Origin of the sequence: Agarivorans gilvus (assembly GCF_001420915.1) — a bacterium.
Lineage (GTDB): Bacteria > Pseudomonadota > Gammaproteobacteria > Enterobacterales > Celerinatantimonadaceae > Agarivorans > Agarivorans gilvus.
This window is the reverse complement of record NZ_CP013021.1, coordinates 3,559,695-3,582,430: the sequence shown is the minus strand read 5'-3', so window position 1 is coordinate 3,582,430 and position 22,736 is coordinate 3,559,695. Positions and strand designations below refer to the sequence as shown.

General features: G+C 45.4%; 23 protein-coding genes and 1 pseudogene. 7 read left to right on the top strand and 17 right to left on the bottom strand.

Features of this window, described 5'->3' with window-relative positions; translation table 11 throughout:
* Window positions 1–63: 63 nt before the first annotated feature.
* Both AR383_RS21400 and AR383_RS16995 read right to left on the bottom strand, forming a co-directional pair.
* A pseudogene (locus AR383_RS21400) lies at window positions 64–981 on the bottom strand (IS5 family transposase).
* 65 nt (window positions 982–1,046) lie between these two features.
* Window positions 1,047–1,514, bottom strand: a complete 468-nt coding sequence (locus AR383_RS16995) for a hypothetical protein (RefSeq protein ID WP_055734209.1) — start codon at window positions 1,512–1,514, stop codon at window positions 1,047–1,049.
* A gap of 403 nt (window positions 1,515–1,917) precedes the next feature.
* Between AR383_RS16995 and AR383_RS16990 the strand changes: the two genes are divergently transcribed.
* Window positions 1,918–2,157, top strand: a complete 240-nt coding sequence (locus AR383_RS16990; RefSeq protein ID WP_055734208.1) for a hypothetical protein — start codon at window positions 1,918–1,920, stop codon at window positions 2,155–2,157.
* Window positions 2,158–2,738: 581 nt separating this feature from the next.
* Window positions 2,739–3,527: an alpha/beta fold hydrolase gene (locus AR383_RS16985; RefSeq protein WP_188407609.1), complete on the top strand. Its 789-nt coding sequence runs from the start codon at window positions 2,739–2,741 to the stop codon at window positions 3,525–3,527.
* 282 nt (window positions 3,528–3,809) lie between these two features.
* Here AR383_RS16985 and AR383_RS16980 read toward each other — a convergent pair whose 3' ends face one another.
* Together AR383_RS16980 and AR383_RS16975 are read right to left on the bottom strand one after the other, a co-directional pair.
* On the bottom strand, window positions 3,810–4,313 hold the full coding sequence (locus tag AR383_RS16980) for a hypothetical protein (protein ID WP_157051777.1): 504 nt from the start codon (window positions 4,311–4,313) through the stop codon (window positions 3,810–3,812).
* The gene (locus AR383_RS16975) at window positions 4,303–4,650 is read right to left on the bottom strand and encodes a hypothetical protein (protein WP_055734205.1); all 348 of its coding nucleotides are present in this window, start codon (window positions 4,648–4,650) and stop codon (window positions 4,303–4,305) included. The genes AR383_RS16980 and AR383_RS16975 overlap by 11 nt, the downstream gene beginning before the upstream one ends.
* Window positions 4,651–4,770: 120 nt before the next feature.
* Here AR383_RS16975 and AR383_RS16970 point away from each other — a divergent pair, with 120 nt between their 5' ends.
* Entirely contained in the window at window positions 4,771–5,688 is a 918-nt protein-coding gene (locus AR383_RS16970) for an IS5 family transposase (RefSeq protein ID WP_055734204.1), read from the top strand.
* Window positions 5,689–6,027: 339 nt separating this feature from the next.
* Here AR383_RS16970 and AR383_RS16965 read toward each other — a convergent pair whose 3' ends face one another.
* The 8 genes from AR383_RS16965 to AR383_RS16920 form a co-directional block, all read right to left on the bottom strand.
* A complete protein-coding gene (locus AR383_RS16965; protein ID WP_055734203.1) occupies window positions 6,028–6,603 on the bottom strand; it encodes a porin family protein in 576 nt (191 codons plus the stop codon).
* 165 nt (window positions 6,604–6,768) lie between these two features.
* Window positions 6,769–8,376, bottom strand: coding sequence for an ATP-binding protein (locus AR383_RS16960; protein WP_055734202.1), 1,608 nt, complete (start codon window positions 8,374–8,376; stop codon window positions 6,769–6,771).
* 12 nt (window positions 8,377–8,388) lie between these two features.
* A complete protein-coding gene (locus tag AR383_RS16955) occupies window positions 8,389–9,222 on the bottom strand; it encodes a winged helix-turn-helix domain-containing protein (RefSeq protein WP_229711276.1) in 834 nt (277 codons plus the stop codon).
* Window positions 9,223–9,509: 287 nt separating this feature from the next.
* Window positions 9,510–9,857: a hypothetical protein gene (locus AR383_RS16945; protein WP_055734199.1), complete on the bottom strand. Its 348-nt coding sequence runs from the start codon at window positions 9,855–9,857 to the stop codon at window positions 9,510–9,512.
* Window positions 9,858–9,977: 120 nt separating this feature from the next.
* On the bottom strand, window positions 9,978–10,346 hold the full coding sequence (locus tag AR383_RS16940; RefSeq protein ID WP_055734198.1) for a hypothetical protein: 369 nt from the start codon (window positions 10,344–10,346) through the stop codon (window positions 9,978–9,980).
* Between the two features lie 692 nt (window positions 10,347–11,038).
* Complete coding sequence (locus AR383_RS16930; RefSeq protein WP_157051776.1) at window positions 11,039–11,389, bottom strand: hypothetical protein; 351 nt, start codon at window positions 11,387–11,389, stop codon at window positions 11,039–11,041.
* Between the two features lie 128 nt (window positions 11,390–11,517).
* Complete coding sequence (locus tag AR383_RS16925) at window positions 11,518–12,447, bottom strand: hypothetical protein (protein WP_055734195.1); 930 nt, start codon at window positions 12,445–12,447, stop codon at window positions 11,518–11,520.
* A 411-nt stretch (window positions 12,448–12,858) separates the two neighbouring features.
* Window positions 12,859–14,013: an IS110 family RNA-guided transposase gene (locus AR383_RS16920; RefSeq protein ID WP_055734194.1), complete on the bottom strand. Its 1,155-nt coding sequence runs from the start codon at window positions 14,011–14,013 to the stop codon at window positions 12,859–12,861.
* A gap of 147 nt (window positions 14,014–14,160) precedes the next feature.
* Here AR383_RS16920 and AR383_RS16915 point away from each other — a divergent pair, with 147 nt between their 5' ends.
* The 4 genes from AR383_RS16915 (at window position 14,161) to AR383_RS16900 (ending at window position 18,740) form a co-directional block, all read left to right on the top strand.
* The gene (locus tag AR383_RS16915) at window positions 14,161–14,841 is read left to right on the top strand and encodes a hypothetical protein (RefSeq protein ID WP_055734193.1); all 681 of its coding nucleotides are present in this window, start codon (window positions 14,161–14,163) and stop codon (window positions 14,839–14,841) included.
* A gap of 169 nt (window positions 14,842–15,010) precedes the next feature.
* Window positions 15,011–16,387 carry a (Fe-S)-binding protein gene (locus AR383_RS16910; protein WP_055734192.1) on the top strand — a complete coding sequence of 459 codons (1,377 nt, stop codon included), beginning with the start codon at window positions 15,011–15,013 and terminating at the stop codon, window positions 16,385–16,387.
* A gap of 198 nt (window positions 16,388–16,585) precedes the next feature.
* Window positions 16,586–17,770, top strand: a complete 1,185-nt coding sequence (locus AR383_RS16905) for an amino acid aminotransferase (protein ID WP_055734191.1) — start codon at window positions 16,586–16,588, stop codon at window positions 17,768–17,770.
* Between the two features lie 94 nt (window positions 17,771–17,864).
* Complete coding sequence (locus tag AR383_RS16900) at window positions 17,865–18,740, top strand: alpha/beta hydrolase (protein ID WP_055734190.1); 876 nt, start codon at window positions 17,865–17,867, stop codon at window positions 18,738–18,740.
* On the opposite strand, the gene AR383_RS16895 is transcribed toward AR383_RS16900, so the two are convergent.
* From AR383_RS16895 to AR383_RS16875, 5 genes are read right to left on the bottom strand one after another with little or no spacing between them, the layout of a single operon-like run.
* A complete protein-coding gene (locus AR383_RS16895; protein ID WP_055734189.1) occupies window positions 18,711–19,253 on the bottom strand; it encodes an acyloxyacyl hydrolase in 543 nt (180 codons plus the stop codon). The two genes, AR383_RS16900 and AR383_RS16895, sit on opposite strands and share 30 nt — an antisense overlap.
* 4 nt (window positions 19,254–19,257) lie before the next feature.
* A complete protein-coding gene (locus tag AR383_RS16890; protein ID WP_055734188.1) occupies window positions 19,258–19,662 on the bottom strand; it encodes a hypothetical protein in 405 nt (134 codons plus the stop codon).
* Window positions 19,663–19,692: 30 nt separating this feature from the next.
* Window positions 19,693–20,760, bottom strand: a complete 1,068-nt coding sequence (locus tag AR383_RS16885; protein ID WP_055734187.1) for a methyltransferase — start codon at window positions 20,758–20,760, stop codon at window positions 19,693–19,695.
* A gap of 10 nt (window positions 20,761–20,770) precedes the next feature.
* Entirely contained in the window at window positions 20,771–22,012 is a 1,242-nt protein-coding gene (locus AR383_RS16880) for a beta-ketoacyl-ACP synthase (protein WP_055734186.1), read from the bottom strand.
* Window positions 22,009–22,734 (bottom strand): 3-ketoacyl-ACP reductase FabG2, encoded by a 726-nt coding sequence (locus AR383_RS16875; RefSeq protein ID WP_157051843.1) that lies wholly within the window; start codon window positions 22,732–22,734, stop codon window positions 22,009–22,011. Before AR383_RS16875 ends, AR383_RS16880 begins: the two co-directional genes overlap by 4 nt.
* Between the last annotated feature and the right edge of the window lie 2 nt (window positions 22,735–22,736).

Here is a 22,736-nt window from a genome sequence, read left to right as displayed (position 1 = left end):
ACTTATCGGCCTTGTTGATCAATTCAGTGCAACGAACGCAGTAACCTCAAGGCGTTTTCCTCTTTATTCAGCTAGCTGACGAGCAGGCATACCTAGCCTGCTCATTTTGTTCAACGCGCACACTCCGGCCATGATTTCGCCGACTTGGGCGTTGTAACAACGTAGACTCAACTTGTCGCTAAGCAGTTGTTTGAAACGATACATCGCCGTCTCCTATAGTGAACGAAGATGGTAAGCATTGTCCCGTTTCCAGTTTTCCAACTCACCTTGCTTCAAGGCTTTTACTGCAACGTTCCGTGGGTGACCCGCTTCCCACATACCTGCATTCTTGCGTGGAGGGATTAGTGCAACAGCCTTCTTACGTTGTACTTCTTGATAGCTCTGCCGTGTGTCATAGGCACCATCAGCGCTTACTGCTTTCACTTTGCGCCGCAGCGGTCTCAACAAGGTGGGTAACACTTCACTATCGTGAACCCAGTCCATCGAGACCTCAGCACTCACTATCTGATGGCTCTGGGCATCTACTGCCATATGCAGTTTTCGCCAGACTCGACGCTTTTCAGCGCCGTGTTTACGCACCTTCCACTCTCCTTCGCCAAACACCTTAAGACCTGTAGCATCGATAACGAGGTGAGCCGCTTGACCTTGGCTAGGTAGGCGATAGTTGACTTCAACAGTCTTTGCTCGCTTGCTTATACAACTGTAATCGGGAGATTTTAAGTCGACCTTGAGCAGGCGAAACAATGAGTTGATGAAGCCTTCAAGAGCACGCAGTGGTAACTTGAATACGCCTTTAATCATCAGCGCAGTTGCGATAGCGGTGTCACTGTAAGTTTGGCTGCGCCCTCGACGACCACTGCGCTCAGTGTTATTCCATAGTTCTATGGCTTTCTCATCCATCCAGAAGGTCAATGAGCCGTGTTGCTTCAGTGCACTGTTGTACTGCTTCCAGTTGGTGATGTTGCCTTTCGCTTTACCCATGTTTGGTGACCCGACAGATATAGATACAGATCAGATCCGCGACTGCTGAGTTAGTTCAATCTGATTTAGGAAACAACGCCCCACTTATCTATGTACTCATGTGGAAGCCCTTTGCCTAAAGGCGTGTTGTAATATTGCTTCCAGTAATTAGCTTGGGCTTTAATGTCACCAGCTTTTGGCAGTGCGGCAGGAACACGCATATAGTGAGTTCTCGCCATAGCAGCAGCGTATTTGTCGTTGTTTTCTAGCTCAGTGATTTTGTTAGCGTTGGGAGAACTAAGAAATGAGATTACGTCTTTGGCGAGCCCTTTACGGTACTTCAAAAAGTTATCCCAAATATCATCATGTGTAGCCGGCTCCATTTGGAAATAACCTTTAGCAGGGCCACCTCCAACCTGACTTCGATACATGAAGTTGAGACTTTCTTGCACCGCAGTACCTAAAAGGAGTTCTTCTGCTGCTAAGTTGGCACCACCGATCTTCAAAAGAACAGGCTTTATTACCTGTATTCTAAAAACTCTTGCTTTGCTCATGCTTGTAACTACTTGATAGTTTAAAGCTATATAGTAACCCAAATCTTAATGACAAAAAACACTAATAACATATTGAATATTAAATATTCTAAAGATTTAATATCTATATCCAACAGCACGCATACTAGGTGTTTATTCGCTAAATCAGAGTGTAATAAAAGTAGTTGAGCTAACTAAGCCTTCACATAGTATCGGCTAAAGTAATCTGTTACCTACAACCCCAACAACTACACCAATCAGCGAGGCAACTAGTGGAAGCCACCAACGTAATTCTTTTCGGCGCACGACTGTTTGTGTCTGGAACTTAATAGCATACCAGTGTTAAGTTAAGAGCCAAGGCAGTACAACAAAAGAAACTCAACCCCAAACCTTATTTCCCTTTGTAGGTAACCCCAGAAACAACATGCCCCAAGGTCTACCTTTTCAACTACATCATTACTTGGAATTGGTCGATAGCACTGGCCGTATTGTTCGAGAAGACAAACGAGGCCACTTAAGCCTAGAGGCTAACCCAATAATGCAACGCTTAGGCATAGCCGCAGAGCAATGGTTAAGCCTTAGCTGTGAGTTTGAGCAACACTTTTCCGGTGCGGTAGGTAAGGAACGCCTAATTACGCCAATACCATCAACACCTAGGTCATAAACGCACCACCGGCTTAAGCCAATGCCGTTGCTTGCTCAATAGCGCTTAAATTCCCTCATTTATTTTTTAGCTAATTATCAGGCTTGCTGAGGTTTTGTCTCGCATAGCTTTTTGGCTGGGACTAAGTTAATCCGGCCTATTCACACCATACCATTGAATTACTTATGATTTTTGGGCTTTGACCTAGCTCAACGAGTGCAAAAAAGTGTTATTGTTAATTTTGTTTTTATTATGGATGTTTTGTTAAACCTTGCCAGCAAGACATAAGGATTAGCCTTCTCTCGGCTGTTCCTTTGTTCATCAATCACGGCTAGCGCCGCATCGTTGAGCGCCTACCTTATTTTCAGCAAGAAGCGAGGTATAGCACATAACCTAGAGGCATCCTTACCTCCTAGAAACTTTACTCCAGCAGTCCGCAGTGGCCTATTTATCATTTCCTATTGAACCTTTCTTCAGCCACACGCGTAATGAGTTTATATATGCAAACTAGCGCAAGTTGACCTTCAATGAGTAAGGCTGAAGAAATTATTAGCCCTGAACAGCATGCGCTTTATAGAAACTCATTTAGGATGGTCGCGCCAATGAACAGACTCCTAGCCATTGCTTTATTGCTCCTCACTTCAATGCTAATGGGTTGTACCAGTAAGCCGGTAGCGCCTATTCCTTATCTTGAATACAAAAGCCCTCAAGCAACTAATGACAACAAAAAGCTTCTTATCATGCTCAGAGGCCTTGGCGGTGGTCATGAAATTTTTGAAGAACACGGTCTTATCGACAATATTTTTGCGAACGGCTACGCCTTTGATGTGGTAGTTCCAGCCGCTCATTTTGGTTACTACCGGGCTAAGTCGCTAAGCGAGCGCCTACACAACGACATCATCTTACCCGCCCGAGAAAAGGGCTATGAAGAGTTCTGGATAGCGGGCACTTCAATGGGAGGTTTGGGCGCGTTGATGTACCTCACTGAGTATCCCGGTAACATTGAGGGGGTAATCCTACTCAGCCCTTACCTGGGCTGGGGCGGTGTACTTGATGATATTGAGGAAGCCGGAGGGCTTAAAGCGTGGACGCTTAGCCCCTATTCGCCTGACAACTGGCAAATGCATCTTTGGTCGTGGTTATGGGAATACGACCAACAGACCGTAAAAGAAACAGAGATCTATCTTGGTTACGGCGATATAGACTTCTTTACTCAGGGCCAGAAGCTTCTGAGTGAAATTCTCCCCAGTGGGCACACAACGGTGGTCAGCGGCGGCCACACTTACCGCACCCTACGCAAGCTATGGAGCGACCAAAGCGGTGGATTAGTGCACCACCTCCCGCGCGAGGCGGAGCATAGCCCTTTTCAAGTCGCTTTTTACACGCCATAAATCTCAAAGAGAACAAGCAATAGAAAGTACCGAGCGCGCCTTAGCTTGAAGCTATTACAATCTAATAAGTCTGCAATTATTTGCTCATCGGATCGATTTACTTGGTATCCTACACCTGAAGCTTGCTCACTTTCTCCCACTAACACTTCCTGACCTAGGGTAAAAGCTAAGCGCTGGGGTGTAGTTGCATAGTAAATTTGGCCACCTAATTAAAGGTGATGCTCTCACCTAAGAGGCTGTAACATTGAGCTAGTGACGAAACCTAAAGCGGCTAATGTCGTTCTATAGCTCAAGCTGTTTAAAAACCGCAATTAAGTCAAATGGCTTATTAAATTGGGGATTTTTCAAAAAGGCTATGAGTTTTTCATTATTAAGCGCATTGATATCATTAACTAACTCTTGAGGCTTAAAGTTCTGTCTTATGTGCAACCATTCTTCAAGTTGTTTCTTATCTGCAGTTTGAGCTGCATATTCAACTAAAGAAAGAGAGTATTCATCGGCTTGAACTTGAGTGCAACGCTCCATAGCTTCGTGGTTGGCAATAAGAAGTACTACTTTTTTACGCTCGGACGATAAACCAGCAAACCATTGATTGGTTAATTTATCTACTTCTATATGGCTACTACGGCCTTCTCTACAAGTCTGAGTTTTAGCATTTAACGCTTGGTATTTAAGCTCCAAATCTTTTGCTAGATCTTCATCACTCTTAAGTAAAGACGCTGAAGAAGCCGTCGCTGAAAAAATAAGAACTAGGTACGCGATTAATAATCTAAATCTATAGTGCATTGTATACGCACTCCCAAAAACGTCTTTCTCGACCGTGAGTATAAATTGATGCTGTACCCGCTATATCTTCTAATTTTTTACGCTTTATTTCCGGAATGCTTTTCAGTGCATTGGCATACAATTCCCAATTATAAGTTGTAATCTGATAACCAGTAGATATAAGTTCTGCTGTTTTGTAGGAACCTCGGCCAGCAAAGATCTGAAAAAAGGGCACTATGCTAATAATCTTATCTAACAGACTCGCCATCTCAACGGTATTATTCATCTTCTCTATATATTTTAGCGTTCTATTACTTGGCTCAAAGCCTTGCAAATAGCAAAAACTTCCCTTATTCATAAAGCCTCCAAAAAATTAATTATTAACTCTATCATTAGATGGCGTTGTTTCCTAAATCAGATTGAACTAACTCAGCAGTCGCGGATCTGATCTGTATCTATATCTGTCGGGTCACCAAACATGGGTAAAGCGAAAGGCAACATCACCAACTGGAAGCTGTACAACAGTGCACTGAAGCAACGCGGCTCATTGACCTTCTGGATGGATGAGAAAGCCATAGAACTATGGAATAACACTGAGCGCAGTGGTCGTCGAGGGCGCAGCCAAACTTACAGTGACACCGCTATCGCAACTGCGCTGATGATTAAAGGCGTATTCAAGTTACCACTGCGTGCTCTTGAAAGCTTCATCAACTCATTGTTTCGCCTGCTCAAGGTCGACTTAAAATCTCCCGATTACAGTTGTATAAGCAAGCGAGCAAAGACTGTTGAAGTCAACTATCGCCTACCTAGCCAAGGTCAAGCGGCTCACCTCGTTATCGATGCTACAGGTCTTAAGGTGTTTGGCGAAGGAGAGTGGAAGGTGCGTAAACACGGCGCTGAAAAGCGTCGAGTCTGGCGAAAACTGCATATGGCAGTAGATGCCCAGAGCCATCAGATAGTGAGTGCTGAGGTCTCGATGGACTGGGTTCACGATAGTGAAGTGTTACCCACCTTGTTGAGACCGCTGCGGCGCAAAGTGAAAGCAGTAAGCGCTGATGGTGCCTATGACACACGGCAGAGCTATCAAGAAGTACAACGTAAGAAGGCTGTTGCACTAATCCCTCCACGCAAGAATGCAGGTATGTGGGAAGCGGGTCACCCACGGAACGTTGCAGTAAAAGCCTTGAAGCAAGGTGAGTTGGAAAACTGGAAACGGGACAATGCTTACCATCTTCGTTCACTATCGGAGACGGCGATGTATCGTTTCAAACAACTGCTTAGCGACAAGTTGAGTCTACGTTGTTACAACGCCCAAGTCGGCGAAATCATGGCCGGAGTGTGCGCGTTGAACAAAATGAGCAGGCTAGGTATGCCTGCTCGTCAGCTAGCTGAATAAAGAGGAAAACGCCTTGAGGTTACTGCGTTCGTTGCACTGAATTGATCAACAAGGCCTCATTAGAGTATACCGCAATCAATTTATAAGACCCTGAGACACTTAGTTTTGCTTGAAGTTGTTACGTTGCAACAAAACCTACTTTTAAATGTAGTCAGTAGACTTATTTAAAGAACGCTAAGTAAAGCTGAAGAGCTAGAGCCCCTAACCAGCAGCCATTCAAAGTGACAAGTGCCAAGGCCTTAGAGCACCCGACACTTTTTATGGTAAGAATGTAACTAAACCATAAGAGGTAACATTTATGGCCAAAGGCACACGCTTAAGTCAGACTAGGGAGATGATTTAAAATGACACAGTTACACCGATATTGGCTGTATTGATATCAATATCCTCTAGTCCCAACCGCTGCATACTAACCTGCAATGCTGTCCTTTTATTGAAATGATATTGCCAACCAGCCTGCACTGTATAGCCAACTCCATCTTTATCGGTCGATGTTCCTGATTTGGGATCCATTTTCACATTATTGCCATTAACTCCTGCTGAGAGATAAAATTCATGGTTTTGGGATAGGACATAATATCCTACGGCGCTGAGGGAAATAGCTTTGTAGTCAACATCTCGTTCTGAAGTTGTTGCTTCACCAATCTCTTTGGTTTTAACACTTGAAGCATTCCCTATATGCCCACTAACTTTAACGGCAAAAGATGGATAAAAACGCCGTTCATACTCTATAGCTCCAGTCCAAGAAGTATTGGTTTCGTCATTACTAGCTGCATCGTCCACATGCATTGAACCAATACCTAGAGACATACCAATATTATTTGATTGAGCAAACACAGGCTGATGCACGGAAACCAATAGACTGGTTATCACCATTGAAAGAATTCTAATGGCTTTTACTTTCTTGTTTCTCATAACATTATTCACTATTTGTTGATGGATAAATATTTAATGAGACTATTCTAGAAGTGAATTGTTAGGTGCGTCTGTTGCTCCTTCGTGACCATTTGTGACCAATTGAGACAAACGTACATGATGGTAGCAAAGGTCGAAACTTTGCGGAGTATTTTGAAAATGTGGCTAGTTAGAAACAAGAAGTGATTCAGGATGACACGGCCAGCGTAAAGTAAAGCAAGCGCCCCCCATAGGAGAGTCTCTCACCGCGACCTGCCCATGATGCCAGCGTGCAATCTGTTGAACAATCGCAAGACCAAGGCCATGACCTGTTTCCTTCGTTCTAGAAGCATTATTCAATTGAATGAAAGGATTGAAGATCTGTTCACGATACTCCGGTGGAATACCTGGTCCATCATCGTGAACATCAATAACCCATTGTTCCTTATCTGTGTCATGATTGAGATTAATGGCAATTGAAGTTGCTGCGTAACGACACGCATTACTCAACAGATTATTGACAGCGCGACGAATGGCTGTTGGATCAATCCACGCTGTTTGTGTCTGTACTAATGACTCAACATTAAATGTCACAAACAGCGACGGATTCGCGAGAGCAACATGATCACATTCCTTTTGCAGCAAGTGCGACAAAACCTGTTCAGAAAACCGGATCTGCTCGCGGTCATGATCATAGCGAGAAAGCTGAAGTGTTTGATCAATGAGATGATCCAAATCTTGAATACTGTGTTCAATGCTTTGCTGGTATCTAGTTCGTTCAGATTCTGTGAGTGACGGCGTATTGAGTATCTCAAAAGCATATCTCATACGATGTAAGGGTTGACGTAAATCATGGGCAATAGCATTAGTCAGTATGCGTTGGCTCTGAACAGTTTGCTCAATACGTTGCGCCATTTGATTGAACTGCTGGCTAAGATTTGCCACGACAGTGACCTTAGGAATTGGCGCTCGTATAGACAAATTTCCCTGACCAAATAGTATCGTCGACTTACTCAAACGTTTCAGATCTCGCCAGAGTGGGTAACTCCAAAAAAACATTCCGGCAGATATCAAGAAAACAAACATCAAAATAATTGCTAAAAGCACCATCGGTGTACGCGAAGAATAAGGTAGTGATGAAACAACTAGTGTCGTCCCCTTCTCAGGCGTTGCAATATAAAAAATCAGCTGATGTGTAGCATCAAACCGCCAAAAACTGTTCGTTTTGTCCCATTGAGCCTGTTCTGAAGTCGTGAACTCAATGTCTGATTCTTTTTGTAGCCGCATTTGAAATTGGGGGGAGAACCGCTGAACTAAGGCTTGCCATTGTGGTATGGGAGTTTGCTCGAAAGCCTTCCTTAGTAGATATATTGTCCCAGACGACGACCTATCGATATCTTCTGACTGAGTAATATCGACATAAAGGCGTATAACCCAATCACTTTTTGGCAAGAGCTTCAATAGGTACTCTGGTTCAGCATTAATAAACAAGATATCTCCTTCAAATAAAGCCGTCCGCTGTGACTTAGAAAGCGATAGCTCTGATAGCTTCAGGAGCGAGAGTTCATAGCCAAAATAACGTGAAGTCTGAGCAATTTCTTTGGGCCATGCAACCTTGGGCTGCATAAGTAATTGTTCTTCAAGTAGGGTCATCGTCCCGCCATAGAGATGAATGTACCGCTCCTGCTCAATATGATGATTAAACCACTGAATGGGGCTGTAACGTGACGGGAAAAGTAAAAAACACAAGGGAATGAAAACTAGTAGCCACAGACCAAGAAACGCTCTAAACATGAATCAGCTCCCTCAGAAACAAAGTTGGTAACCTTTACCATGCACCGTCTTGATGAACGTTTGACCGGCTGAGTCTTCAGATAGTTTTCTTCTCAACCTAGAAATACGTCGATCAATAGAACGATCAAGACCATCATATTCATAACCGCGGAGCTGTTGCATGATCGCTTCCCTACTTACAACCCTGCCTGGAGAAGCAGCCAATAGTGCCAAAAGCTCAAATTCAGAAGTTGTGAGCGATAGAAGCTGATCATGTATTTTAACCGTCCGATCTGAATAAGATATTGTCAATGCACCGCATTGACGTGTATGTTCGGAATTCTGATCTACCAGTTCCTGAGTTTGTCGCGTTACTCGTCTGAAAAGAGAATGAATGCGAGATAAAAGTAAACGTGGATTAACCTGCTTCACCACATAGTCATCTGCACCCGATTCCAGTCCTGTGATTTGATCAAGATCGTCATCAAGCGCTGTCTGTATTAAGATGATGCCTTGATATTGAAGGCGTACTTGCTTACAAACATCAAGCCCATTTTGTCCAGGTAGCATAACATCAAGAATCACTAAATCTGGTTGTTGTTCCAAGATTGCAGGGACGGCATCAAGGCCGTTATGAATCAAAGACACAGTGAAGTGATGGCGATTGAAATAGTCCTTCATCAGGTGAGCAAGTTCCAAATCATCTTCTATCAACATGATGTGTTTTTTATCTGCTGAATAATTATTTGATGGATGGCTATCGCATGAAGGTTCCAATGTATTAGCCTTATGATGAAAATGAATCTGCCCGCTATCATACTTGATAGAAAGAATAAGACTGTGACCAATTGTGACAAAACCGGCCAACTTAACACTACCAATATAAGGAAACGAAGAAATAGATAAGGAACAGCCAAATATGTCGCACCAATACCTATAGCTATAACCCACCCCACTGGCGTAGTAGTTAGGCCGAGAGTGATAGCGGCAGCAGTCACAGCTTTAGCAGCGGCAGCTCCTGCCAAAAATCCCATCGATAAACCCGCGGTTTGCACTACCGCTGTTTTCTGCCAGTCTTTCCCCTGTTCAAAATCAGCCTAGATCATTTTACCGCGAGTATAAATGTCGTAACCGAGAAGAATATTCCCACCGCCTTAATAAAGAAATACTAGTAGCAACATTCCCGATAGCGAACACCATAACCACAACGATATGTACCAGTCTTTTTTCGTCGCTAGCTTACGAGTAGCATCCACGGGAACGAAAGGATAGTTACTGTCATTAAGCAACTTGGTTTGAAACAAAATAATCGTTGCATAGCTCAACACCCTAAAACCAGGTCCATCCCAGCTTCCACAATTGAAACCCTGTTTTTTTAGTTCAGGCTCAATTCTTCTCATGGTGAACTTTGCACTGAATAGCCAAGCAACCATTGCCGACACGAAAGCAATCAGGAAAAAGAATTTGAGCCAATCGTCATAACTTAAAGGAGGATGTTCCATTACAACGCCCTTGGCATAGGGTTAAAGGTTCCATTTCGCGAATAAACGTCTTTGGCTAAAATTCACTCAAAATCATCACCTGCTGCAACAACGGTTATTGTTAACTCAACGGCTCACTAACTAGTCTTGTAGTAGCTCTGGAAAGAATACCGACAGAATAATCATACAGACCATCGCTACACCAAACGATCCCCATAGCCAAAGAGAAAGCCACCAATCAGTTTGGGTCGCTAACTGTCGAGAGGCAGTAACCGGAACAAATTGATAATTTTCATCATTAAGTCGCTTTGTTTTAAACAAAATAATTATGGTGTAGCTAAGAACACGAAAACCCGGCCCATCCCAATCAACTCTTTCAATGCCTTGCTCTTTTAAACTCTTTTCTATTCTAGGCATACTTATTCGCGCAAAGCATAACCACGCTATCATTGCTGAAAACATAGACAAAGCACAACCAACAAACGACGAAACACCAAGTACATACATCATAGTGAAGCAGGGATCCTATTAAAGAGTGATGTATCTCTGTCATAAATACTTTCAGCCACTTTTTGACCAAACGAGTCCATTGTCGAGGCCGCCAAATATGTCGCACCAATACCTATAGCTATAACCCACCCCACTGGCGTAGTAGTTAGGCCGAGGGAGATAGCGGCAGCAGTCACAGCTTTAGCAGCGGCAGCTCCTGCTAAAAATCCCATCGATAAACCCGCGGTTTGCACTACCGCTGTTTTCTGCCAGTCTTTCCCCTGTTCAAAATCAGCCTAGATCATTTTACCGCGAGTATAAATGTCGTAACCGAGAAGAATATTCCCACCGCCTTTTAGCCCTAATGACATCCGTTTAAGGCTTCGTAACTCTTTAACATTTGTCACTCTAATTGGCGCATCCGTGCGAGCACCTTTGGCTTTATTAATCGCACGGCTAGCATTATTTAGCACCGTTCCTTTGCGAGCCTTAACCACCGCAGTCGCTTAGATAGTTCAGTACTAAACAATTGATTAAGTGATTTCCATGCAGCACGCGCATTAGATTCTAATTTCATCATCTGCATTTTAGGTAGTTTGGCTTGGTGCCCAGCTCTCACCGCCATTAAGCTGTTTTCTAAAGCCCCGCCACGGCTCTCTAGTAACCCAACTCCTGCACTCGCAAAATTAACCTTTTAGTCATAACAACAAGTTTCAATAAAGGAATGCTAGGATTACCATTCCTACTAATGAGCACCAAAGCCATAGTGATATGTACCAATCTTTTTTCGTCGCTAGCTTACGGGTGGCATCTACTGGAACGAAGGGATAGTTACTGTCATTAAGCAACTTTGTTTGAAACAAAATAATCGTTGCATAACTTAATACCCGAAAACCCGGTCCATCCCAGCTTCCACAACTGAAGCCCTGCTTTTTTAATTCAGGTTCTATTCGTCGCATGGTGAACTTTGCACTTAATAGCCAAGCTATCATTGCTGATACTCCAAGTATCAGAAAAAAAAACTGTATCCAATCTGCATAGGTTAAAGGGGCATGCTCCATCATAAAGTCCTTGGAATACGGCTAAATATACCATTGCGTTCATACAGGTTTTTTGTCACGTCTTGAGCCAACTCATCAACTTTTGTCGCCGCTACATATGCCGCCCCAATACCAATACATATAACGATGCCTCACCCAACAGGAGTCATAGTTAACCCAATGGCTACGGCGGCTGTACTTACCGCAGTAATAGTTCCTTTTGCCACAGCTGCACCAGCTAATACAGAAAAAGCCAGTCCCGAGGACTGTACAACAGCCGTTTTCCCCCAATCCTTACCTTGGTCAAAATCAGCTTTAACCTTTTGCCCTCTATCAGCCACATCAACAGCCAGAAGAATATTTCCACCTAACTTTAAACCCTTGGCCATATACTTAAGATTTTTCAGTTCTTTTGCACTACTGAGCTTAATAGACGCGTCAGTTTTATTACCTTTTGCCTTGTTTATGGCTCTTTGAGGATTATTAAACACAGTACCCTTTCTTGCTTTTACTTTCGCTGTAGCTTTAACCAATTCAGCCTTGAATAAATCATTTAAACTTTTCCAAGCCGCGCGAGAATCAGATTCCAGCTTCATCATTTGTAATCTTGGTAGCTTGGCTTTATAACCTCTGCGCACTTCCATTAACGATTTTTCATAAGCACTTACTTTATCCCCAAACTGCGCACTACGACTTTGAAGTATCCCAGCAGCAGCGCTAGATAGATTCACCTTCTCTTCAGCCACCCATTGATTGAGTTGACTGGCAGCAGGAGCAATTTGTTGTTCAAATAGCTCAGCTAAGCCTAGTGTCATGTCGCTACCTAGATGAGCATTGACATTGGCCAAGGAACGACGGTGGCATGAGGGGATACTTTGCAGCTGTCGGCATTGCTGCATTAAATCATTAGCTTTACTCCCCCCGTTCGAGCGAACAATATATGGTGTTCCTGCATGTAAAAAGCTGTTTGCTTGCAAAGAATTGTCACTTAAAAATGCGTGAAACTCTGCTTCGTTTGCAAAATCACTAGATTTTATTCGACGACTTTGGGTGCTCAAAAAAATTTCTGCTTGTTCACTCACCGTTAGTTTCTCATCCCTGTTACGTTAGTGGCTTATAGATACGGTAACCAAAAATAACAATTCAATCAATAAGATTATTAACGAATAGAGCTTGTGCCCTACACTCGTGCGCTGGTATGACTCCCCCTGTCAAGTTGGCCGCCTAAATCCCTAGCTCGTGTTGAACCATTGCTCTTTGCCTAAAGGGCGAGTTAATGCATAAGGTTGAAGCAAGTAAGTTCGTCGGTTCTCATGCTGATATCCGTAGATTACCCAAATTACGGGCAGTGCTAACCTTACTTATTCCGTCGTGACACCTGTCTTCAGTCTATGCTCGTGGGTCACTTATCTTTCGATAGCTGCCATCCTAACGCCGTCGGTGGTTGTGCCACAGCCGATGCTTAATCTCATGCACTAACTCTATTCTTGTCATTATGCGGGTACTCTGGCTAAACGCAGTTTGGGGTTAACATCAACTAAAACCACTTGTTTAGCTATCGCCCAAATATAGGCAATCATCTCTCGGGCAATGGCGGTTACCACCACGTTATAGTGTTTACCTCTGTGCATCAGGCGTTGATAACGGCGGCACAATCGCAATTGAGCTTGCCAAGCTTTGTCTACAATCGCTTTGGGTAAACCTTCTTGCCTGAGCTGTAAATCACTAGAGATGTTTGCGGGATAACGGTAGCTGTGAGCTCCTTCAATAAGTAAACGTCTAGCTCGGCCATTACCACATTTGGTGATTGCGCCTATATGTCGTTTTCCCCCACTTGAATGTTCACTAGGCACTAAACCTAAATAACTCATCAATTTTCGCGGGTGGTCAAAGCGGCGTATATCACCCAGCTCTGCAATTAGGCCAGTGGCCACCAGTAGCCGAACCCCACGCATGGCTTGTACGGCTTTCACTACGGGGTAATAACGCCATGCTTGTACCTGATGGGTTAATTCATTATCAAGACGCTTTAAGCGAGCAACACGTTTATTAATGGTGTGTAAATACTCTTGTAGCGCAATTTGTTGTGCTGGGTGGGGCAGTACTAACTCGGTGAGCCAACGCAGGTGTTTAGCCGACCAATTGGCAGTGCCCGCATAGTTAATGTTGTTACGTAGTAGCAGGGCTTTTAACTGATACTTGGCATCTTTTAGGTCTTTCATGGCGGTTTCACGCGCACGGGATAAATCCCTTACTGCTTCATCTTCAGGCTCTGGGACGTAAATTGGTGTAAGGTCTTCAGTTTTTAGTAGCTTGGCCAGTTTGAGTGCATCACGCTTATCGGTTTTAATCTTATCGCCTGGCTTTTTAGGGATAAGCGAAGGTGCCACTACATAACAACAATGGCCAAGGCTGGTGAGCAGGCGATATATCCAGTAGCCGCAAGGCCCCGTTTCATAGACAAAGTGTAAGGTGGCTTGTGAGTATTTAGATTGCAATTGCTTGGCCAGTTTAACAATAGCGGTTTTAGCGCTAGATATTCTACCGAAGTGAACAGCTTGTGTGCCTCGTTGGCCTTCAATATAGGCGACTTCAACAAACTCTTTGTGAGTATCTAGGCCAATAAAAAGTATGTTATGTTTGTTCATGCTGATCTCCAATCTAGTTTATTGTTATTAACTATTATGGCTCTGGCTTTCAGCTAACCCACGAAGTTGGAGATCAGCACCTTCTTGGGGAGTCATTATGTCTAGGCTACAATGTGGATAGTTTTAAAGTAGCAATACAGGGATGTTATGAGCGAATACTGGCTGTCATTAGCGGCGAACATCAACTGGCAGTTTGGCTTTAAAGAAGGGCTATTTATCGCCCTACTGGGGCTTTGGTTATGGGCAATTTGGCCCAAACGCATGCTGGCGCAAATCGCTAAAGATAGAGAGCAGCAATGGCGGCTGCTGTGCGTACTTACCGCCATCAACACCCTTTGGTTGCTGGACGCCAGTATCGATAAGCAGATCCATTTACACTTCTTAGCCTTGGTCAGCCTGATGTTGATGTATGGCTGGCGCATGGCGACCTTAGCAGCGATGCTACCAGTACTATTTTTCTCCACCTTCATTCTTAAGCAGCCCTTTTATTTTGCGGTATTTGGCTTAATCGCCATCGCCCTGCCACTATTTTGCTGCTTTATTTGCTATAGCTTGATCTTCAAACACCTGCCGCATCATTTATTCGTGTATATCTTTTGCGCCGCCTTTTTTAATGCCTTTTTGTCTATCGTGCTGCATATTTCCGCTTGGTCACTTTGGTTGGCGCTGGGCGAAGGCTATAGCTGGGATTACCTGCAACAAAACTACCTGTTACTTATCCCGCTATTGGGCTTTCCCGAAGCGCTATTAAACGGTATGGCGATAACCCTAATGGTAATTTATCGCCCCTACTGGCTCTATGATTATTCCGATCATCATTACTTTTAAAGCCTGTGTAGCGGCTTTGTCGCAATTACGACAAGCGCGCTAATTAGCTGAGAGATTGTTTGAACACCAGCAAGATAAACAAAATAAATCATATAGTTATCTAACATTAACCACGGCATGGTTCTTGAAGAGTTTATCTCTTTATCGGTGGCGAAGAGGTAAACGCACAATGGACACCAAGCTAGATTGGTCGGCTTATTCTGAACAAGGCATGGGTGATGCCTATGCTGGCATACCTAAACACGGTGGCGACTTTGCCAAGGCAGTGGCGGTGTGCATCAATAGCGGCCATTGTGAGCGCGAGCAGCGCGGCGTGATGTGCCCAAGCTTTCGAATAAGCCAAGATCCCCAACAATCGCCCGGAGGCCGAGTCAAACTGTTAAAACAGTGGTTAAACCGTGACCCCAAAGCCGAGCCCGATCCTCAATTGCAGCAGGCTTTAGCCCAGAGCATGGACAGTTGCGTGGCCTGTAAGGGCTGTAAACGCGAATGCGAAAGCAACCTCGACATAGCCCAAATCAAAGCCGAATATTTAGCTCAGCAAGCAGCGATGAGCCGCCGTGATCGCCTACTCGCCCAGCTACCTTACTTACTCTACCGCTTACCTTGGCTAGCGAAGTTAATCCGCTTACGTAATCGCTGGCCGCTGCTTGCTCGCTTGGTAGATAAATACCTAGGCATTAGCGCCCAACTCACATTGCCGGTGCCAGCAAATAAAGCCTTCGCCCCCAAACGCCAAGTTTTTGCGCCTTATCGCCATGCTCAGCCTGAGCCACCACAGTCGGTGGTATTGTGGGTAGACCCCTTCACCGCACTGTTTAAGCCGCAGCATGCCAGCGATGCCTTACATGTACTGCGCAGCGCCGGTTATAGCGTGTGGGTGATCCATCCCCAGTCTCGCCCCGACCAAATACTAGACAGTGGCAGAAGCTTGTTTTCTAAAGGGCTTATTGAGCCCGCCCGCCAGCAAGCTCAGCAACTGCTTACGGTGCTAGCGGTGCATGTTCACTTTAAGCGCCCCATCATCGGCTTAGAGCCTTCTGCGCTACTAATGCTTAGAGAAGAGTTCCTCAGCCTAGGCTTGGGTGAGGCGGCCGAAAAAACCGCCCAGCAGGCGCTGTTATTTGAAGAATTTTTAGCCCGCGAAAGCCAAAAGAGCGACTTCCACTTAGACTTGCGTCCCGGCCCGTTCAAACAGCCCTTACTGATCCATGGCCACTGCCATCAAAAAGCCGTAGGCGCGATGAAGTCGATGCGTCGAGTACTGCGCTTAGTGCCAGAGCTGAAATTCGATTTTATCGAGTCTAGCTGCTGTGGCATGGCCGGCACCTTTGGTTTGGAATCGGAACATATTGAGCAAGCCCGCGCCATGGCCGAACAAGGCTTAATGCCCAGTTTACGCGCCCAGCCAAATGCAGAGATTGTCAGCAATGGCTTTGCCTGCAGCTACCAAATTAGCCAACTGAGCGGTCGCCAGCCGATGCATTTAGCTAATGTACTCGCCGGTTGCTTACCCGCGCCCAAGGCAAAACACCGATATTATTAAGTCGCTTGGCAGGCCTATTTAACGGCTCTGCTCAAGCAAACTCTGCCCTCTCCATCAGCTTAAACCAAATAAGTAAAATTGTTTGGTTTTAGCTTTCTCTAAACCCTCGACCTAGCAGCAATTATCGGTATCATAGCAACACGATCGTAATGCCGCGCAGCGTAGCGCATTACCGAAGCATCAATTGAAGGAATAACCATGTTTGCCAATCTCCCTGCAGCTAAAGATGACCCCATTTTGTCCATCGGCATGTTGTTTAATGCCGACTCTCGAGAGCACAAAATCGATTTGGGAGTGGGCGTTTATCGCAATGAACAAGGGCAAACGCCAGTGATGCAAGCGGTGACTCAAGCACAGCAGAATCTATTAGCATCACAAACCACCCAGGCCTATATTGGCCTAGCCGGCAACGCCGAATTTAACCAAGCCATGCTGGACTTATTGCTAAGTAACACCGCTGGCTACTCGCGCGCCATTGCTATGCAAACGCCCGGTGCCAGTGGCGCGCTGCGCCTGCTCGCCGACTTAATCGCCAGCGCCAAGCCTCAGGCCAAAGTATGGCTATCTACCCCTAGCTATGTGAACCATCAACCGATTATGGAAGCGGCGGGCTTAAGCGTTGATTTTTACCCTTACTTCAACCCAGAAACCAAACAAGTTGATGAAGCGGCCATGCTCGAGCAAATCGCCAAACTAGGGCCGGATGACGTAGTGCTACTGCACGGCTGCTGCCATAACCCTACCGGCGCCGATATCTCTCTAGAGGCTTGGCAACAAATTACCGAACTGGCGCTAAAAAATGGCTTCTTGCCCTTTGTCGATTTAGCCTACCAAGGCTTTGGCCAGGGCATTGATGAAGATATCGCAGGCTTGCGCTACATGGCCGACAAACTACCAGAGTTGCTGCTATCTTGCTCTAATTCCAAAAGTTTTGGCTTGTACCGCGAGCGCTGTGGAGCGGCCATAGTAATAGGTGAAACCCTGAAGCAGGCTAATAACGCCCGCGCTAAATTATTCGAGTTGGCGCGTCGCAGCTATACCATGCCGCCTAACTGGGGCGCCGCCATCGTGGCAGAAGTGTTGGGGAATGCTCAGCTCACTCAGCTTTGGCAGGATGAGTTAAACCAAATGAGCCAACGCATGCGCAGTCTACGCCAAGCCTTAGTCGACGAATTTACTCAGCAATCATCCAGCGAGCGTTTTAACTACTTAGTCCAGCATCAAGGCATGTTCTCCTTAACTGGTTTCAGCCAACAACAAACCGAGCAGCTGCGCGAGCAACACGCCATTTATGTGGTGGGTGGCGGACGCATCAACATCGCCGGTATGGCGCAACAGGATATACCGCGTATTGTCGAAGCCTGCCTCGCCGTGGGAGCCTAAGCACAATAGTGCGCAATAAATTCTAGCCACATTGATCGATCAAGCCATTTGCCGAGTTATTAAGGCAAGATAATCGTTCAGTGTGGATAGAATAATGAAAAAATTAGGCATACTGCTACTGGTGTTAATCGCCGTTACAGGCTGTAGTCATTCCCCTTATTACTCACCCAAAGCGGGCGGTGATATGGCCCTTGAAGGTTACACCTACGATAGCTTCTTTCTCCCCTCTGATTCTGGCAACCAGCTACACAGCGTATTTATTGCAACCAAAGACTTAAATAGCAAAGGCTTGGTCGTTCACTTTCACGGAAACTCGGGCAATATCAGTGAAACCGTAGAAAAGTATCTATGGCTGAGCGATGCCGGTTATGACTTGTTGCTGTTTGATTATTCTGGTTACGGCCACTCTAGCGGGCGGGCTAACTTTGCTAACCTGCGCGCCGATGCGCAAAGCGTGTTCCGTTTCGTTGAACAACAATTTGCCAGCAGTGAAAATTATTCGCTAATTAGTATTGGAACCTCTTTAGGTGGGGCGGTGATGTTGGATGGATTAATCGAATCTCAACAGCGAGAGCTGTTCGACTTAGTGGTGGTGGATTCGTCTTTCCATAGCTTTACCGAGGTAGCACAACATGTGGTAAGCCAAAACCCACTGGGCTTTTTAGGCGCCTGGTTGATCCCCCTCGTGGTTGATGAACAATACAACCCGCTACCTCGCTTACAGCATTTAGCCAATACTCCTCTGTTGTTTGTGCACTGTGAAAGTGATGCCCTTATACCTTGGCAGTTTAGTGAAAAGATGCATCAACAGAGCCTCAAAAACAGTAATTTAGAGCTACTTCAAGGCTGTAAACATGCACGCACCTTTACCCCAGAATCAAGCGAAAATAGACCTCGCCTATTAAGCTATCTAAGTCAGCTAGAAGCGGCTTCGACTGACTTAGAAACGCTTGCCAAAGTTGAAAACTAAGGGGATATCGAAACCATCGTTAGGGCTATCAAGATTGGCATTGGAGAAGTGTTTATAAGATAGCGCCACTTGCCATTGGCTAGCAAGGTGAGTAGCCCCTATCCCCACTTGTGCCTGAAAGGCAAAGTGCTTGGCCTGTTGGCGGCTTCCCAGTTGTTTTTCGCTTAAATAAGTCGGGCCCAGAGCTCGTACAAAAAACCACGGCTGCCACTGCTGGTATTGCTCACCTAGCAAGGTCAGTTGAGGATACAGCGACAGCGCATGCAAAGAGCGATGTTGCTCCGTATCGCTAGCCAGATAGCTGTAACTCAAGCCTAAACTCAGCCATTGCCTAGGGCTTCTTTGGAAGCGGTAAAACTCCAGATCAACTCCGCTAGTAAAGTTACGCTGAGATACATGGCCGCTTGGTTGCGGCCCGTACCCCAGATTAACCATCAGGGCATGCTCTAAGCTGGCGGCTAAGCTACTACCGCTGAGTAGCAGCATCAGCAAGCCAAAAGAAATCTTCAGCATAGGCTTATAGATCTTTTAATCTTGCCACGCGACGCAAAGCATTTTGAATATCGCTATTTAAATTACTCACCCAACCATTGTACTTACGGTGAATAGTACCATCGGGTTGATATTTCATGTTTTCGCTATCTAAATACTCAATATCATAGCTTCCATCATGTAATTTAATATTTACTGCAACATAGTGTTTGCGCACGTAAATATCGGCTTTCATTAAATTTTCACTTTGCTCTTCGATAATCCAATTACGCTTCAAACCACCTTCAATTATGCCTTTCTTGGCTTCTTCCAAGCTTAGCTCTTTAGGAATAGGCTGATCGATTACCGGCTTAATTTTGGCCGCCATAGCAGCTTGTGGTAACAACAATACACTGGCTAATAAGCCGACTAAAAATATAAGTTTTTTCATGACTCTTCCTTTGAGTTTCAAGTTACTAGTTCAACAACATTCAATTAAACTGTGACCCCAACCAATATCATCAATTTGCTCGGCTATTGTTAAGCCCGCTTCTTGAATACATTCGATGAAGTCAGTGGAACGATAGAAACGACTGTTTCCGTTGGCCAAACAAGTAAAATACAGTGAAGTGGCATTCAGACTATGCGCACCAGCTTCGTGGCGCTGTCTATCTGGAAACAGTTCTAAAATAAAGACACGGCTATCAGGCCCCATAGCGGCTTTTACTTGACGTAAAATAGCGGTAATTTCTTTTGGCGAAAAACAATCTAAAAACTGACTCATCCAATAAATATCGGCGCCTTTAGGAATGTTTTGATTAGCCTCTAACATGTTACAAGGCACCCCATTAATGCGCTCGCTATAACCAGCCTTTTCAGCATTTGCTTTGGCCATGGCCAATTGCTGAGGCAGATCAACAATGCTTATCGCCACATCTGGATTATGCTCGCAACATTTAAGAGCCCACTTCCCAGTATTACCACCAATATCAACAATGTGACTCGGCTGATTGGCAAAGACTAGCTCCAATAACTTAGGAAACGCTTTATCTGAGTAGAAGTGATCAAAGTTAAACCAGCTTTGCTTAGCCGGTTCAGGTAAACTAGAAAGGCCTTGATAAATAGTGTCCCAAGCGCCCAATTCTTTTAAACCTGCGGGCTTACCTTCACTAATCGCTTCACTTAGATGCTGCAGTCCGGCGTAACAAACGTCAGCAGTAAAATCCATGTTGGCTCGGGTCATTTCATCGTGCTGAATAAAATAGCCCATACGGGTTAATACATAGACTTGCCTAGCTTGATTCCAAGTAACCAAACCAGCACTTAAGCCCATATCTAATAACACTTTAACACCGTAATCACTCACCCCAGAGCTCGCCGTAATTTGTTCCGCATTTAAGCCTTCTTCGCCGGCTTCATCTAAGGCTGCAAGCACCCCCAAATCACGTAGGCTTCGTGCCGTATGAAAAGCCACTGGGGCAAAGGCTAAACGCTGAGCCTGTTCAATGGCCTCTACTGCCTTTAGCTTGTCTTCTTTATAAAAATCCACGAACTACTTCCTAGTATTTAATTTCATCTAAACAACGCTTAAAAATGAGCGAGGTATTAATGCCGCCAAAGGCGAAGTTATTACTCATGACATAATCGGTATCGATATTTCGGCCACCACCACTGATATAATCCAGCTCAGCACACTCGGGATCCAGCTGCTGTAAATTCAGGGTGGGAGCAAACCAACCATGATTCATCATTTCTATCGCAAACCAAGCTTCCAGAGCCCCACAAGCACCTAAGGTATGCCCCAAATAACTTTTCATGGAGCTTATGGCCACAGGTCTTTGCAAGGCTTGATAGGTGGCGTGGCTTTCGGCAATATCGCCTTTATCGGTGGCGGTACCATGAGCACTCACATAACCAATCTGTTCGCCGCTGAGCTGCGCATCTTTAAGCGCCATTTCCATTGCTACTTGCATGGTATCGCGTTGTGGTTGAGTGACATGGGTGCCGTCTGAGTTAGTACCAAAACCCACCAACTCGGCGTAAATCTTCGCTCCGCGCGCTTGAGCATGCTCAAGGCTTTCCAGAATCAAGGTTCCGGCTCCTTCACCAATGACTAAACCATCACGGTCTTTTTCAAAAGGACGCGGGCTCGCCTTAGGCTCTTGATTACGAGTACTGGTGGCAAATAAGGTATCAAACACCACCGCCTCTGAAGGGCAAAGCTCTTCGGCGCCGCCAGCCACCATTAACTGCTGCGCCCCCGACTTAATCGCCTCATAGGCATAACCAATACCTTGGCTTCCTGAAGTGCAGGCACTAGAGCTAGTAATAACCCGCCCTTTTAAGCCAAAAAACACCCCTAGGTTTACCGCCGTGGTATGACTCATCATTTGAATATAAGTGGTAGAAGAAATGCCCTTACTATCGCCACTTTTGAGCATTTCACCAAAATGCACAATTGGAGCGGTGCTGCCGATAGACGAGCCATAAGCCACCCCCATGCGGCCATCTTGAATAGACGGGTCGTTTAACAAGCCCGCTTGCTCTAAGGCCAGCTCGGTAGCACGGGTTGCCAGTAATGACACCCGCCCCATGCTGCGAATTTTTTTCCGCGGATAATTAGGTAAAGCATAATCATCCATAGGCGCGGCCAAGCGGGTATGCATATCAGGGAAACGCTCCCACTCTGGCATATAGCGCACCGCGTTTTCGCCTTGTTGTAATTTGTCCTGAATAGTCTGCCAATTGTCACCAAAAGCGCATAAACCAGCCATTCCCGTCACCACCACTCGATGACTCATGCAAGACCTCCGTTTACTGAAATCACCTGACGAGTAATATAGGCGGCGTCTTTAGACATTAAAAAGGCCACCGTGCCCGCCACTTCTTCCACTTGGCCCAAGCGGCGTAGCGGGATCTGCTTCTTCAGCTCATCCAGTGGCAACTCGGCCATCATTTCTGTATCGATTAAACCAGGGGCCACACAGTTAACCGTGATTTTTCGTTTTGCCACTTCTAAAGCCAAAGCCTTGGTGGCACCAATAATACCCGCTTTGGCCGCGCTGTAATTTACTTGGCCACGATTACCCACTTCTCCTGAAAGCGAAGAAAGCGTAATAATGCGCCCGCCCTTGCGCGCCTGAATCATCGGCATTACTAAGGGATGTAATACGTTATACAAGCCATCCAAATTAGTGTGAATAACCCCATCCCAATCTTCTTCGCTCATCGCTGGAAACGCGTTATCGCGGGCAATGCCCGCATTTAACACCACGCCAAAATAAGCGCCATGTTGTTCGATATCTTGATTAAGCCTATCTTTTACTAACTGACGCTGACTCACATCAAAGGGCAACAAATAGCTACTGGCGGAAAACTCTTGAACTAATTGCAGCGCCTGTTCAGCCGCCTGATGATTACCTCGGTAGTTCATCACCACCTGATAACCTTCTTTAGCCAAACGAATGGCAATCGCGCGGCCAATGCCTCGGCTAGCACCGGTAACTAAAACTCGTGGTTGAATTG